Origin of the sequence: Nostocoides vanveenii (assembly GCF_039531165.1) — a bacterium.
GTDB lineage: Bacteria > Actinomycetota > Actinomycetes > Actinomycetales > Dermatophilaceae > Nostocoides_A > Nostocoides_A vanveenii.
Map to the genome: position 1 here is coordinate 16221 of NZ_BAAAPN010000044.1, position 13688 is coordinate 29908.

The 13688-nt window shown below is 69.1% G+C and carries 7 protein-coding genes; 6 read left to right on the forward strand and 1 reads right to left on the reverse strand.

Annotation, left to right across the window (positions count from 1 at the left end):
- Positions 1–17: 17 nt before the first annotated feature.
- Genes ABD209_RS08530 through ABD209_RS08540 form a run of 3 tightly spaced genes read left to right on the forward strand, consistent with a single transcriptional unit; the run spans position 18 to position 6303 of the window.
- Complete coding sequence (locus tag ABD209_RS08530; RefSeq protein ID WP_344064796.1) at positions 18–1715, forward strand: NAD(P)-binding protein; 1698 nt, start codon at positions 18–20, stop codon at positions 1713–1715.
- Positions 1712–5284 carry a pyruvate:ferredoxin (flavodoxin) oxidoreductase gene (gene nifJ, locus ABD209_RS08535; RefSeq protein ID WP_344064799.1) on the forward strand — a complete coding sequence of 1191 codons (3573 nt, stop codon included), beginning with the start codon at positions 1712–1714 and terminating at the stop codon, positions 5282–5284. Before ABD209_RS08530 ends, nifJ begins: the two co-directional genes overlap by 4 nt.
- Complete coding sequence (locus tag ABD209_RS08540) at positions 5284–6303, forward strand: dihydroorotate dehydrogenase-like protein (protein WP_344064802.1); 1020 nt, start codon at positions 5284–5286, stop codon at positions 6301–6303. Before nifJ ends, ABD209_RS08540 begins: the two co-directional genes overlap by 1 nt.
- On the opposite strand, the gene ABD209_RS08545 is transcribed toward ABD209_RS08540, so the two are convergent.
- Positions 6300–6959 carry a Maf family protein gene (locus ABD209_RS08545; protein WP_344064805.1) on the reverse strand — a complete coding sequence of 220 codons (660 nt, stop codon included), beginning with the start codon at positions 6957–6959 and terminating at the stop codon, positions 6300–6302. The genes ABD209_RS08540 and ABD209_RS08545 overlap by 4 nt on opposite strands.
- Before the next feature lie 213 nt (positions 6960–7172).
- Between ABD209_RS08545 and leuS the strand changes: the two genes are divergently transcribed.
- The 3 genes from leuS to ABD209_RS08560 all read left to right on the forward strand — a co-directional run bounded on the left by leuS (position 7173) and on the right by ABD209_RS08560 (position 13668).
- Entirely contained in the window at positions 7173–10076 is a 2904-nt protein-coding gene (gene leuS, locus ABD209_RS08550; protein ID WP_344064808.1) for a leucine--tRNA ligase, read from the forward strand.
- A 173-nt stretch (positions 10077–10249) separates the two neighbouring features.
- A complete protein-coding gene (locus ABD209_RS08555) occupies positions 10250–11185 on the forward strand; it encodes a ComEA family DNA-binding protein (protein WP_344064811.1) in 936 nt (311 codons plus the stop codon).
- Positions 11186–11310: 125 nt separating this feature from the next.
- On the forward strand, positions 11311–13668 hold the full coding sequence (locus tag ABD209_RS08560) for a ComEC/Rec2 family competence protein (protein ID WP_344064814.1): 2358 nt from the start codon (positions 11311–11313) through the stop codon (positions 13666–13668).
- The last annotated feature ends 20 nt before the right edge of the window (positions 13669–13688 follow it).

Below are 13688 nucleotides of genomic sequence, written 5' to 3' on the forward strand. Positions count from 1 at the left end.
GGGTCCAGGAGGCGGCGATGAGCGAGCGGGACCACGATCTGACCCCCCTGTCCGCCTTGGGGAGCGGACGCCAACGCTCTGGACCGGTCCGCCACCAGCGCCCGGTCTATGTCGACCTATTGCCGCCTTGCAATGCCGGGTGCCCTGCGGGCGAGAACATCCAGTCCTGGCTGGCGCTGGCCAAGCGAGGCGACATCCGCGGCGCGTGGGACCGGTTGACCCAGGACAACCCCTTCCCGGCCATCCACGGCCGGGTGTGCTACCACCCGTGCGAGACGGCCTGCAACCGCGCCCTGATGGACGCAGCGGTCTCCATCCACGCGGTCGAGCGTCACCTCGGCGACAGCGCGATCGCCGCCGGATGGACGTATGCCGCACCCGCAGCTCCCAGCGGAAAGCACGTGCTCGTCGTGGGCTCCGGCCCGAGCGGCCTGTCGGCCGCCTACCACCTGACGCGATTGGGTCACCGGGTCACCGTCCGCGACAACAGCGACCAGCCGGGCGGGATGATGCGCTACGGCATACCGGCCTACCGTCTGCCCCGCGATGTCATCGACGCCGAGATCGCCCGGGTGGCGGCCTATGGGGTCACCTTCGAACAGAACCACACGGTCACCGACCTTCAAGCCGAACTGGCCGAGGGCTTCGACGCGGCCTTCGTGGCCGTCGGCGCGCACCTATCCAAGCGCGTCGACATCCCCAATGGTGACGCCGCTCGCGTCCTGGACGCTGTGAGCTTCCTGCGTGGCGTGGAGGAGGGGGAGCGCAGCGCGTTGTCCGGTCGGGTCGCGGTCTACGGCGGGGGGAACACGGCCATGGACGCGGCTCGGGTGGCCCGCCGCCTAGGCGCCGACGACACGATCATCGTCTACCGGCGCACGCGTGAGCAGATGCCCGCCCACGCGGAGGAAGCTGCCGACGCCGAGCGCGAGGGGATACGGATCAACTGGTTGCGAACCATCTCCTCGATGGGCGCGGACGACGTGACGGTGGAGATCCAGGAGCTCGACGAGTTCGGAAAGCCACGGGGGACAGGGCGATTCGAGCAACTCGAGGCCGACACGGTGATCCTCGCGCTGGGACAGGAGTCCGACACTGGCTTCCTCAGGGCCTTGCCCGGGATCGCCTTCGACGGCGATGTCGTCCAGGTCGACCCGGTGACGCTGATGACCGGAGCGCCCGGGGTCTTCGCCGGCGGCGATGCGGTCCCGAGCGAGCGAACGGTGACGATCGGCGTCGGCCACGGCAAGAAGGCGGCGCAGGCGATCGACGCCTATCTGGCGGGGGCGGCCTATGCGCCGGGAGCCAAGCATCCCGTCGCCGATCTCGAGAAGCTGAATCTGTGGTACTTCGGTGATCACCGGCAGCGCCAGCAGGCGGCGCTCGACCCGCAGGCCCGTTCGCACGTCTTCACGGAGGTCGTCGCCGGGCTGTCCGAGGAGGAAGCCGCCTTCGAGGCGGCCCGCTGCCTCTCATGCGGGAATTGCTTCGAATGCGACGGTTGCCTCGGGTCGTGTCCCGACGATGCGGTCGTCAAACTCGGTGTGGGACATCGGTATCGCTTCGATTATGACAAGTGCACAGGGTGCGGCACCTGCGCTCGACAGTGCCCAGTGCACGCCATCGACATGATCGGTGAGCACGAACCCCTGCCGGCAAACGTCTTTGTCGCTCCGGTCACCGGCCTGGCCCGCGAAGGGGGAGCGCAGCGATGACCCGCACGACGATCGACGGCAACGAGGCAACGGTCCACGTCGCCCACCGCCTCAGTGAACTGTGCGCGATCTATCCCATCACGCCGTCCTCGACGATGGCCGAGCTCGCCGACGACTGGTCTGCCAAGGGCCGCACGAACATCTGGGGGACCGTCCCAACGGTCATCGAGATGCAGAGCGAGGGTGGAGCCGCCGGCGCCCTCCATGGGGCGCTCCAGGGCGGTGCTCTCAGCACGACCTTCACCGCCTCGCAGGGCCTGCTGCTGATGATCCCCAATATGTACAAGATCGCCGGCGAACTCACCTCGGCGGTGCTTCACGTTGCCGCTCGATCGCTTGCGGCACAAGGACTCTCGATCTTCGGCGACCATCAGGACGTCATGGCCGTGCGGCAGACCGGGTTCGCGCTGCTCTCCTCCGGCTCGGTCCAGGAGGCGCACGACCTCGCCCTCGTCGCGCACGCGGCGACCCTGCGCAGCCGGATCCCGTTCGTCCACTTCTTCGACGGCTTCCGGACCTCGCACGAACTCAACACGATCGAGCTGCTCGACGACGCGGTGCTGCACGCGCTCGTCCCCGAGAGCCTGGTTCACGAGCACCGGATGCGGGGGCTCTCGCCCGAGCGCCCCTTCGTGCGCGGCACCGCGCAGAACCCCGACGTCTATTTCCAGGCCCGCGAGACGGTCAACCCGTTCTATGCCGCGACGCCCGGCATCGTCCAGGGCGTCATGGACGAGTTCGCCGCTCAGACCGGGCGGGCCTACCACCTTCTCGAGTATGCCGGGCACGCCGAGGCCGAGCGGGTCATCGTCATCATGGGCTCCGGCGGCGAGACCGTCGAGGAGACCGTCAACCACCTTCTCGCCCAGGGCGAGAAGGTCGGCGTCGTCCGGATCCGGCTCTACCGTCCCTTCCCGGCCGCCGAGCTCGTCGCCGCTCTCCCGGCGACGGCCCGAGTCGTCGGGGTGCTCGACCGCACCAAGGAGCCCGGCAGCGGCGGCGAGCCGCTCTATCTCGACGTCGTCGCCGCCCTCTCCGGCGCGTATGCCGAGGGCCACCTCGCGTCGATGCCGCGCGTCGTCGGTGGTCGGTATGGCCTCTCCAGCAAGGAGTTCACGCCGGCGATGGTCGCGGGCGTGTATGCCGCCCTGGCCGCCGACCGACCCCCCACCGGGTTCACGGTCGGCATCACGGACGACGTCTCGGGGACCTCGATCGACTATGACCGCGGTCTGCACATCGAGGACGAGAAGACCCTGAGGGCGGTCTTCTTCGGCCTCGGCTCCGACGGCACCGTCGGCGCCAACAAGAACACCATCAAGATCCTCGGCGAGGACCCGAATCGCTACGCCCAGGCCTACTTCGTCTATGACTCGAAGAAGTCCGGCGGGTCGACGATCTCGCACCTGCGCTTCGGCCCGCACCCGATCAAGGCGCCCTATCTCGTCGGCAGCGCCGGCTTCGTCGGGTGCCACCACTTCGGCCTGCTCGACAAGCTCGACGTGCTCGGCCTGACCCGCCCCGGCGGGGTGATCCTGCTCAACGCGTCCATGCCGAAAGACGAGGTGTGGCAGTCACTTTCGCGCCCCGTGCAGGAGGAGATCATCGCCAAGGGGCTGCAGCTCTATGCCATCGACGCCGACAGCGTCGCGCGCGGCGCGGGGCTGCCCGGGAGGACCAACACGATCCTCCAGACCTGCTTCTTCGCCATCTCCGGCGTCATGCCGCGCGAGGAGGCGATCGAGGCGATCAAGAAGTCGATCCGCAAGACCTATGGCCGGCGCGGCCCCGAGGTCGTGCGCCGCAACGAGGCCGCGGTCGATGCCACCCTCGCCCAGTTGCACCGGATCGACGTCCCCGAGGCGGCCACGTCCAAGCGTGCCCCGCGCGCGATCGTCAGCGCGGACGCGCCGGAGTTCGTCCGGACCGTGACCGCGGCGATGATGGCCGGCCGCGGCGACGACCTCCCGGTGAGTGCGATGCCGGTCGACGGGACCTTCCCGAGTGGCACCACGGCATACGAGAAGCGGCGGATCAGCGACCTTGTCGCGCAATGGGATCCGAGTGGGTGCATCCAATGCGGCAACTGTGCATTCGTCTGCCCGCACGCCGTGCTGCGCTCGAAGTTCTATGACCGCGCGGCGCTCGATGGTGCTCCGGACGGCTTCGAGTCGGCGCCCCTGAACGCCGCCGGGCTGCCGCAGAGCGGCTACACGCTGCAGGTCTACACAGAGGACTGCACCGGCTGCGGACTGTGTGTCGAAGCCTGTCCGGTCACCCCCGTCGTCGGGTCGGGCCGCAAGGCCATCAACCTGACCGCCGATGAGGGGGTGATGGAGCGTGGCGTGACCAATGTCGGCTTCTTCGAGTCGATCCCGCAGAACGAGCGTGCCCGGGTGGACTTCGGCACGGTGCGCGGTGCCCAATTCCTGCAGCCGCTCTTCGAGTTCTCCGGGGCGTGCTCCGGCTGTGGTGAGACCCCCTACCTGAAGTTGCTCAGCCAACTCTTCGGGGACCGCCTCACCGTCGCGAACGCGACCGGCTGCTCCTCCATCTACGGCGGCAACCTGCCGACGACCCCCTGGACGCGCAATGCGCAAGGCCGCGGCCCGGCCTGGTCCAACAGCCTCTTCGAGGACAACGCGGAGTTCGGGCTCGGCCTACAGATGGCGGCCGACCTGCACAACCGGCTGGCTCGGGAGCGACTGTCGATGCTGCGCGATCGCGTCGGCGCCGAGTTGGTCGACGACATCCTGAGCGCACCGCAGATCCGCGAGTCCGAGTTGGCCGCGCAGCGTGTCCGGGTCGAGGAGTTGATGCGGCGGCTTGACGGGATGGAAGGGCCGGTCGCCGAGGATCTGCGCAGCGTTGCCGACCACTTGGTTCGGCGCAGCGTGTGGATCGTCGGCGGTGACGGCTGGGCCTACGACATCGGATCCGGCGGGCTCGACCATGTGCTCGCGAGCGGGCGCAATGTCAACATCCTGGTGATGGACACCGAGGTCTACTCGAACACCGGCGGGCAGTCATCGAAGGCGACTCCCATTGCGGCAGTAGCGAAATTCGCCGCTGCGGGCAAGGCGGTCGCCAAGAAGGACCTCGCGCTGCAGGCCACGGCATACGGCTCGGTGTATGTCGCCCGCGTCGCCCTCGGCGCGGACCCGCAGCAGACGTTGCGTGCCTTCCGCGAGGCGGAGGCCTATGACGGCACCTCGCTGATCATCGCCTACAGCCACTGCATCGCCCACGGCATCGAGATGAGCAAAGGCCTCGAGCAGCAGAAGCGCGCGGTGAACTCGGGACACTGGCCGCTGATGCGCTACGACCCGACGATTCGCGACCGAGGAGACAATCCCTTCTTCCTCGACTCGCCGCGGCCGACGATCCCGCTGTCGGACTACATCTACAAGGAGTTGCGCTACCGCATGCTCCGTCAGACCGCGCCCGAGGAGGCCGAGCGGCTCTTGGGTCTCGCCCAGCACGCCGTGGACCAGCGCTGGGCGGTCTATGAGGAGATGGCCACGCGCAGCGCCGGCCAGTTCATGCCCGACGCGACGAAGAGGAACTGATGGACCTGGCCACGACCTATCTTGGTCTCCCGCTGCGCAATCCGTTGGTCGCGTCGGCGTCGCCGCTCTCGCAGACCGTCGCCGGCGTCCGGGCCCTGGCCGATGCCGGCGTCGGAGCGGTCGTCCTCTATTCGCTCTTCGAGGAGCAGATCCGTCGCCAGGAGATCGCCGACTTCGAGATCGTCGCGATGCACGAGGACTCGTTCGGTGAAGCAACGAGCTACTTCCCCGATGTGGACATCGCCGCGGGCGGCGCCACGCCCTACTTGCGGCATCTGGAGAAATCCGTTGCGGCCGTGGACATTCCGGTGATTGCAAGTCTCAATGGGGTCAATCTCGAGGGGTGGGCGCAGTGTGCCCGCCAACTTCAGGACTCCGGCGCGGCGGCGCTGGAGGTCAACCCGTATGCCGTTCCCGGCGACACCCGCGTCGCGGGCGCGGTGATCGAGGAGCGGCACGTGGAGATCGTGCATACGGTCAAGGACGCGGTCTCGATCCCGGTGGCGGTGAAGCTCAGTCCGTTCTTCAGCGCGACCGGGACCATGTGCCGCGACCTCGACGCCGCCGGTGCCGACGGGCTGGTGCTCTTCAACCGCTTCCTGCAGCCGGACATCGACATCGAGGCGCTGGCCGTCGGTCCGGCTGTGACCCTGTCCTCGCCCGTGGAGTCCGGCATCGCGCGGACCTGGATCGCCATCTTGCGCGGCCGGGTCGCGGCCTCACTGGCGGCGACGACGGGTGTCGAGTCCGGTGCCGATGTCGTGAAATATCTCCTGGCCGGGGCCGACGTCGTGATGACCGCCTCGTCACTGATGCGTCACGGACCGGCTTATGCCGCAACGCTGTTGACCGAGCTGACGGCGTGGATGGAGCGCAAGGGCTTCGCCTCGGTGGCTGATGTGCGCGGGCTGCTGGCGCTCGGTGACGAGGTGGATGCGGCGGCCTATGAGCGGGCCGGCTATGTCGCCGCCTTGACCCACGCCAAGGACATGTACGGCGACTTCCTCGTGCGTAACTAGGGACACGCCGCGTGGCCCTGCGGACCCGCGTGCACCCGCTTGGTCAGGTCGGCCCAGCGCAGCCCGAGGTCGTGCAGCAGCCCGCGCAGCACGGGCAGGGAGAGCCCGATGACATTGCTGTGGTCGCCCTCGATGCCGTCGATGAAGGGTCCTCCGAGGCCGTCGATGGTGAAAGCGCCCGCGACCCGCAGCGGCTCACCGGTCGCGACATAGGCGGCGATCTCGTCCTCAGCCAATGTGCCGAAGCGGACCACCGTCGACGCCGTCGCCCCCAGCAGTCCGCCGCTGCCGGCGGCCCGCGCATCGATCAACCAGTGGCCGGTATGCAGCGTGCCCACCCGCCCGCTCATCTTCCGCCAGCGGGCTATCGCCTCCTGCTCGGTGGCCGGCTTGCCCAGCACCTCCCCGGCGAACTCCAGCATCGAGTCGCAGCCGATGATCAGGGCGTCCTCGACGTCCGCGGCGACATCCTCGGCCTTGGCCCGCGCCAGCGCGAGCACCTCGTCGACCGGCTCCAGATCGGGGATGACCGCTTTGATCCGCGCGAGGACCGCCGTCTCGTCGACATCGCTGACCCGCACATCGGCGGCAACGCCCGCGCGGCGTAGGAGCTCGCGGCGGGCAGGGGAGGCGGAGGCGAGAACGACGCGGACCATGGTGGGCACCATACGTGCTGGGGAAGGCGGTGCCCGGCCGCCGGAAGCGTCGACGGCGGTAAAACCGGCTGGGGTAGGGTGACCGGCATGACGAGGTCGCTGCTCCTTAGCCGGCCGCGCTGACGAACCGCACGGACGTCATCGCGGCTCGGCCCTTCTGCCCTGAAGGGGCCTTCTTTCTCCCCGAGCAGTGAGCACACCCCAAGGACGACGATGAGCGACACCCCCGCCTTCCGCTATACCGCTGCGCTGGCCGACACGTTCGAGCGCGCCTGGCAGGACCGCTGGGAGGAGGACGGGACCTTCCACGCGCCGAATCCCACGGGCAATCTCGGCGATCCCGAGGCGATCCGTGACTTCGACGGCCACCTGCTGGTGCTCGACATGTTCCCGTATCCCAGCGGTGCCGGCCTGCACATCGGCCACCCGCTGGGCTATATCGCCACCGACGTGTTCGCCCGCTACAACCGGATGCTGGGCAAGAACGTTCTGCACTGCCTGGGCTATGACGCCTTCGGCCTGCCGGCCGAGCAGTATGCCGTGACCACCGGTCAGCATCCGCGCAAGACGACCGAGGACAACATCGTCATCATGCAGCGGCAGCTGCGGCGGCTGGGTCTTGGGCACGATGACCGGCGCGCGATCCAGACGATCGATCCGGGCTACTACAAGTGGACCCAGTGGATCTTCCTGCAGATCTTCAACTCCTGGTACGACGTCGACGCAGTGCGCGAGGACGGTGGCCGGGGCCGGGCGCGCCCCATCGCCGACCTGATCGCCGCTTTCGCCGCGGGCGATCGGGCCACGCCCGACGGGCGCCCATGGGCCGACCTGAGCCCGGCGGAGCAGGCCGCGATCATCGACGGCTACCGGCTGGCCTACACCCACGAGGCGCCGGTCAACTGGGCCCCCGGGCTGGGCACGGTGCTGTCCAATGAAGAGGTCACCAACGACGGGCGATCCGAGCGCGGGAATTTCCCGGTCTATCGGAAGAATCTGCGTCAGTGGATGATGCGCATCACCGCGTATGCCGATCGCCTGGCCGACGACCTCGACCGCGTGGACTGGCCGGAGAAGGTCCGGATCATGCAGCGCAACTGGATCGGGCGCAGCCACGGGGCGCGGGTGACCTTCCCCTTCGACGGCGCGGACGTGGCGAGCGGTGGTGGGATCGAGGTCTTCACGACCCGTCCGGACACGCTCTTCGGCGCGACCTTCATGGTCTTGGCGCCCGAGCACCCGCTGGTCGAGTCGCTGACCCCGGCAGCCTGGCCGGCGGGCACGGACCCGCGCTGGACGGGCGGTGCGGCGACCCCGGGGGAGGCGATCGCGGCCTACCGCCTCTCCACCTCGCGCAAGTCCGAGGTCGACCGGCAGCTGGAGACGCGCGAAAAGACGGGCGTCTTCACCGGCTCGTATGCCGTGAATCCCACGTCGGGAGAACGCATTCCGGTCTTCGTCGCCGACTATGTGCTGATGGGTTACGGGACCGGGGCGATCATGGCCGTCCCGGGAGGTGACCAGCGCGACTTCGACTTCGCGACGGCATACGGGCTCCCGGTGGTCTATACCGTGCAGCCACCCGCGGATCACGACGGGTCGTCGGCGTATGCCGGCGAAGGAGCCACGATCAACTCGGCCAATGACGAAATCTCGTTGAACGGCAAGGGAATTGCCGAGGCGAAGACGGCGATAACGCAGTGGCTGGCCGACAAGGGGCTGGGCGAGGCGACGATCAACTACAAGCTGCGCGACTGGCTCTTCAGCCGCCAGCGCTACTGGGGTGAGCCCTTCCCGATCGTCTTCGACGAGGCCGGCGTCGCGCACGCCGTTCCCGAGTCGATGCTGCCGATCGAGCTACCCGATGTGCCCGACTACTCGCCGAAGACCTTCGACCCGGAGGACAACTCCAGCGAGCCCGAGCCGCCGCTCTCGCGGGTCGGGGAGTGGGTCGAGGTGGACCTCGACCTCGAGGACGGGCGCGGGTTGCAGCGCTACCGCCGCGAGACCAACACCATGCCCAACTGGGCCGGATCCTGTTGGTACTACTTGCGTTATCTCGACCCCGACAATGCCGAGCAGTTCGTCGACCCGGTCAACGAGGCCTACTGGATGGGGCCGCGCGACGAGGCGGTCATGCCCGGCACGCGGGACCCGGGTGGCGTCGACCTCTATGTCGGTGGCGTCGAGCACGCGGTGCTGCACCTGCTCTATGCGCGCTTCTGGCACAAGGTCCTGCACGACCTGGGGCATCTGGCCTCGGACGAGCCCTTCCGGACGTACTTCTCGCAGGGGTATATCCAGGCGGCGGCGTACAAGGATGCCCGCGGGCAGTATGTCGAGGCCAAGGACGTCGTCGAGGACTTCGCGGCCGACGGGTCGGTGAGCTACACCTGGCAGGGCGAGCCGGTCACGCGGGAGTTCGGCAAGATCGGCAAGTCGCTGAAGAATATGGTCAGCCCCGACGAGATGTACGCCGCGTATGGCGCCGACACCCTGCGCCTGTACGAGATGGGGTTGGGGCCGCTGGAGCAGTCGAAGCCCTGGGACACCCGGGCGGTCGTGGGGAGCCAGCGCTTCCTGCAGCGCTTGTGGCGCAATGTGATCGACGAAGAGACCGGAGCTGCCACGGTCGCTGACGTGGCGCCGGACGAGGCGACCTTGCGGGTGCTGCACCGCACGATCGACGCGGTGCGTGCGGACTACGCCGGTCTCGGTTTCAACACGGCGATCGCGCGACTGACCGAGTTGAACAATGCCGTGACAAAGCTCGACGCGGTACCGCGCGCCGTTGCCGAAGCGCTGGTGCTGATGGTGGCGCCCTTGGCGCCGCACATCGCCGAGGAATTGTGGTCGCGTCTGGGCCACCCCGCGACCTTGACGTATGAGCGGTTCCCCGTCGCCGACCCGGCCTACCTGGTCGAGGAGAACGTCACCTGCGTGGTGCAGATCCGCGGCAAGGTGCGTGACCGCGTGGAGGTGCCCGCCGATATCGGCGAGGACGACTTGCGCGGCCTCGTCATGGCGCTGCCGAAGGTGATAGACGCGACTGCCGGTGGCGTGCGCACCGTCATCGTGCGCCCCCCCAAACTGGTCAACGTCGTTCCCCTCGCCTGACGTCGATAGGACAATCTGTCCCCGTCGAGTGTGCCCACAGGCCCGGTCGAAAGGAGCATTCGACCGCGCCTGGCTGTGTGTCTTTCCACAGGGCCGTCAGCCAAATCGGCTGATCCACAGGCTTTTTCGAGGCCCTGGCACCGAAGCTGCTCGGCCTCCTACCGTCGGGAGGCATGAGCACGCGACGTCCTGACCCTGCCGACCGGCTCCGTGCCGCGCTCGCCATCCGGGCGGTGACGGAGGAAGCCGAGACGGATGCCTGGCCGGGAGCGGACCTCGAGGACGACGCCAGGGAAGTGGTCCGTCGCGACGAAGCGTCCAGCCCTGGCCGGCATGCGGCGAGCGACCCTCCGCGCTCGCGCCGGCTCGATCGAACCGACCCACCCCCGGTGGTGAGTTGGCCAGTTGGGCTCCGTGACCGCTTCGCGGCGGTGCCTCATCCCGTCGTCCTGACCTTCCTTGCGCTGGCGGTGATCGCCGGCGGAGTCTTCGGAGCGCGCGTCGTGAGCGCGAGAGCCGAGGCGACGCCGGTGCCCGTGGCGTCGGTTGCCGTCGAGACTCCAGCTTCCTCTGGAGCAACTCCTTCGTCCGGCAGCGGCCCGGCATCGAGTGCCGGTGAACCGACAGTGACCGGCACGGCGTCGTCGACCGGGCCGCCCGTGATCGTGCATGTCGTCGGCCAAGTGGCTCGTCCCGGAGTGGTGTCACTCCCCGCCGGTTCGCGCGTGGAGGATGCCGTCGAGAAGGCCGGGGGAGCGACCGGCAAGGCCGATCTTGGTGCGGTCAATCTCGCACGCCTCTGCGTCGACGGTGAGCAGATCCGCATCCCCAAACCCGGCGAGGTCATCACCGCGCCGGGTGGATCCAGCCCCGGCGGCAGCCCCTCCGGACCAAGCGGATCGAGCGGCCAAGCAAACGGCAAGGTCAGCCTCAACACCGCCGATGCCACCGCCCTGGACACACTGCCCGGCGTGGGACCCGTTCTCGCGCAACGGATCCTGGACTGGCGCGCCGAGCACGGGCGGTTCTCCAGCATCGACGAACTCGGAGAGGTCTCCGGCATCGGAGAGAAGTTGCTGGCCCAACTGAGTCCATTGGTCACCCTGTGACCAATCGTTCCGGTCCGGCCGCACGTCCCGCGAACACGTCGGATGCGCACGCAGAGTCGGAGCGAGCCGACCCGGCCAGGACACGGAACGGTCTGGTCGAGATCGATCCACGCGGCGCAGCTCGGATGGTTCGCGCTCTGCACCGACCCCCGACGGCGTCGCCGCGCCTGGACATTCGACTGCTGGTCCCCGCGCTCGCCGCGTGGGCGATGGTCGCTGCCACCCTTGCCCTGTCCTGGCAAATCCGGTTGTGCTTGGCAGGCGGTGGGGTGCTTATCGCCGCGTTCCTCGCTTGGCGGGGTCGCCCCCGGCACCGACGTTGGCACGCCCGGCTGATGCTGGCCGCCCTAAGCGCGGCCGTGGTGGGGCTTACTGTCGGGGCAGCGGCCGCGGCGGATGCCCGGCGGCGCTCCGGTCCGCTCCCGGAATGGATCTCCGAGCGCGCCGTCGTTCGCGTCACGGCAATCGTCGCGGGGGAGCCGATCGACGTCGGTCACGGTCGCATCCTGGTTCGCGTCCGGGCGAGTCGAGTGGTAGCCCGTGGCCTGTCGAGCGCGGTGTCCGCGCGGTTGCTCGTCGTCGGGGACGTTCGCTGGTCGGCAGTGCGCTGGAGGCAAGAGGTTGCGCTCGTCGGGCGACTCGGCCCCGGCGACGACGGATCGGCCGAACTCGCCGTGGTGCGGGCTCTCGGCCCGCCAATCGCCGGACCTGACCGCTCCGCGACCGGCTGGACCGCCTCCGTCAGGGAGGCCCTGCGGGGAGCGGTTGCCGCCCTCCCGCCGGATGGACAGGGTCTCGTCCCCGCGATGGTGGTCGGGGACACCTCGCGCTCACCCCCGGACCTGATCGCGGACATGCGCACCACCGGTCTGACGCACCTGAGCGCCGTCTCCGGCGCCAACATCTCCATTCTGCTGGCAGCCATCGCTCCGCTGATCCGCTGGGCCCGAATCCCACGTCGCGCGCGACCCATCGCGTTCGTTGTCGTTGTCGCGGCCTTCGTGGCTGTCGCAAGGCCCGAGCCCAGCGTGCTCCGGGCTGCGGTGATGGGGACCATCGGCTTGCTCGCGGTCTATCGCGCGACGCGGGCGAGCGGCATACCGGCCCTGGCTGCGGCGGTCGTCGCCATGCTGGTCGTCGATCCGTGGCTCGCGCGCAGCCCAGGCTTCGCCCTGTCGGTGCTCGCGACCCTGGGGCTGCTGCTCTTCGTTCGCCCGTGGGCCGAGTCGCTCGAACCGCACGTTCTGCCGCGTCTGCGCCCGGCGCTGCCCGCCTTGCTCGTCCCGTTGGCCGCTCAGGTGACCTGTGCGCCGATCATCGTGCTCCTGCAGGGCAGCGTGAGCGTGGTCGGCATCCCGGCCAACCTGCTGGCGGCCATCTTTGTCGCACCGGTCACCATCGCCGGAGCGGGGCTGGCATTGGCCGGCATGACCGGCCTTGCCCCGGCGGCCGCCGCGTGGCTCCCCGGCCTGCCCGCGCTGGCGATTGCGCAGATCGCGCACCGCGGCGCGCGGGTGAGTTGGGCGAGTGCGCCGTGGCCGGAGGGTCCCCGTGGGGCGTGGCTGATGACCGCGTTGGTCGCGCTGGCGTTGGTGTGCGGCCCCCGATTGACGTATGCCGTTCGCCACCACCCGGTGCCGTGGCTGGGGTGCGGGCTGCTCACCGGCGCCCTCCTCGCGCCGGTGGGGTCTCTTGCCTGGCCGCCGCCCTGGCAATTCGTCGCGTGTGATGTGGGCCAAGGCGATGCCCTCGTGCTGCGCACCGGGGAGCAGAGCGCCATCCTGGTCGACGCCGGACCCGAGCCGTCCGCGGTGGATCGCTGCCTTCGCCAGCTCAACGTGCGGCGTCTCGACGCCATCGTCCTGACCCACTTCCACGCGGATCACATCGCTGGCCTGTCCGGCGCGTTGGCCGGCCGCCAGGTCGGCACGATCCTGGTCTCACCGGTGGCAGACCCCACTCAAGGGGCGAATGAGGTTGCTGCCCAAGCGCATTCGCGATCCATTCCCGTTCGGTCGGTGCGCGTGGGTGAAGTCATCACCGCCGGCTCCGTCACCGCGACCGTCTGGTGGCCAGGGCGGCGCATCCTCGACGGCTCGGTCCCCAACAATGCGAGCATCGTGCTCGATGCCCACGTCGCTGGCCTCGACCTCTTCCTCTCCGGCGACATCGAGCGCGAGGCCGGTCACGCGCTCTGGCGCGCCGTCTCGGGTGACCCTGCCCTGCGATCGCGGCTCTCGGCATACGACGTGGTGAAGCTGCCCCATCACGGGTCGTCCAATCTCGATCCGTCTCTGATGGGCCTGCTGCGTGCCCCCTTGATGGTGGTCAGCGTGGGCGCCGACAACGACTACGGCCATCCCTCACCCGGTGCGTTGGCGTGGGTGCAGTCGACGGGAGCCCGGCTGCTGCGCACCGATGAGGACGGCGACATCGCGGTGTGGCTCGACCATGGCCGGCTCACCACCCGGACCCACCACTGAGCGCGGCGACTAACCCGTGC

Bases quoted from the DNA above. Each gene is read 5' to 3' on its own strand.
- ABD209_RS08555 (WP_344064811.1), top strand. From the start codon at position 10,250: ATGAGCACGCGACGTCCTGACCCTGCCGACCGGCTCCGTGCCGCGCTC.
- ABD209_RS08540 (WP_344064802.1), top strand. From the start codon at position 5,284: ATGGACCTGGCCACGACCTATCTTGGTCTCCCGCTGCGCAATCCGTTG.
- ABD209_RS08545 (WP_344064805.1), bottom strand. From the start codon at position 6,959: ATGGTCCGCGTCGTTCTCGCCTCCGCCTCCCCTGCCCGCCGCGAGCTC.
- nifJ (WP_344064799.1), top strand. From the start codon at position 1,712: ATGACCCGCACGACGATCGACGGCAACGAGGCAACGGTCCACGTCGCC.
- ABD209_RS08530 (WP_344064796.1), top strand. From the start codon at position 18: ATGAGCGAGCGGGACCACGATCTGACCCCCCTGTCCGCCTTGGGGAGC.
- ABD209_RS08560 (WP_344064814.1), top strand. From the start codon at position 11,311: ATGGTTCGCGCTCTGCACCGACCCCCGACGGCGTCGCCGCGCCTGGAC.
- leuS (WP_344064808.1), top strand. From the start codon at position 7,173: ATGAGCGACACCCCCGCCTTCCGCTATACCGCTGCGCTGGCCGACACG.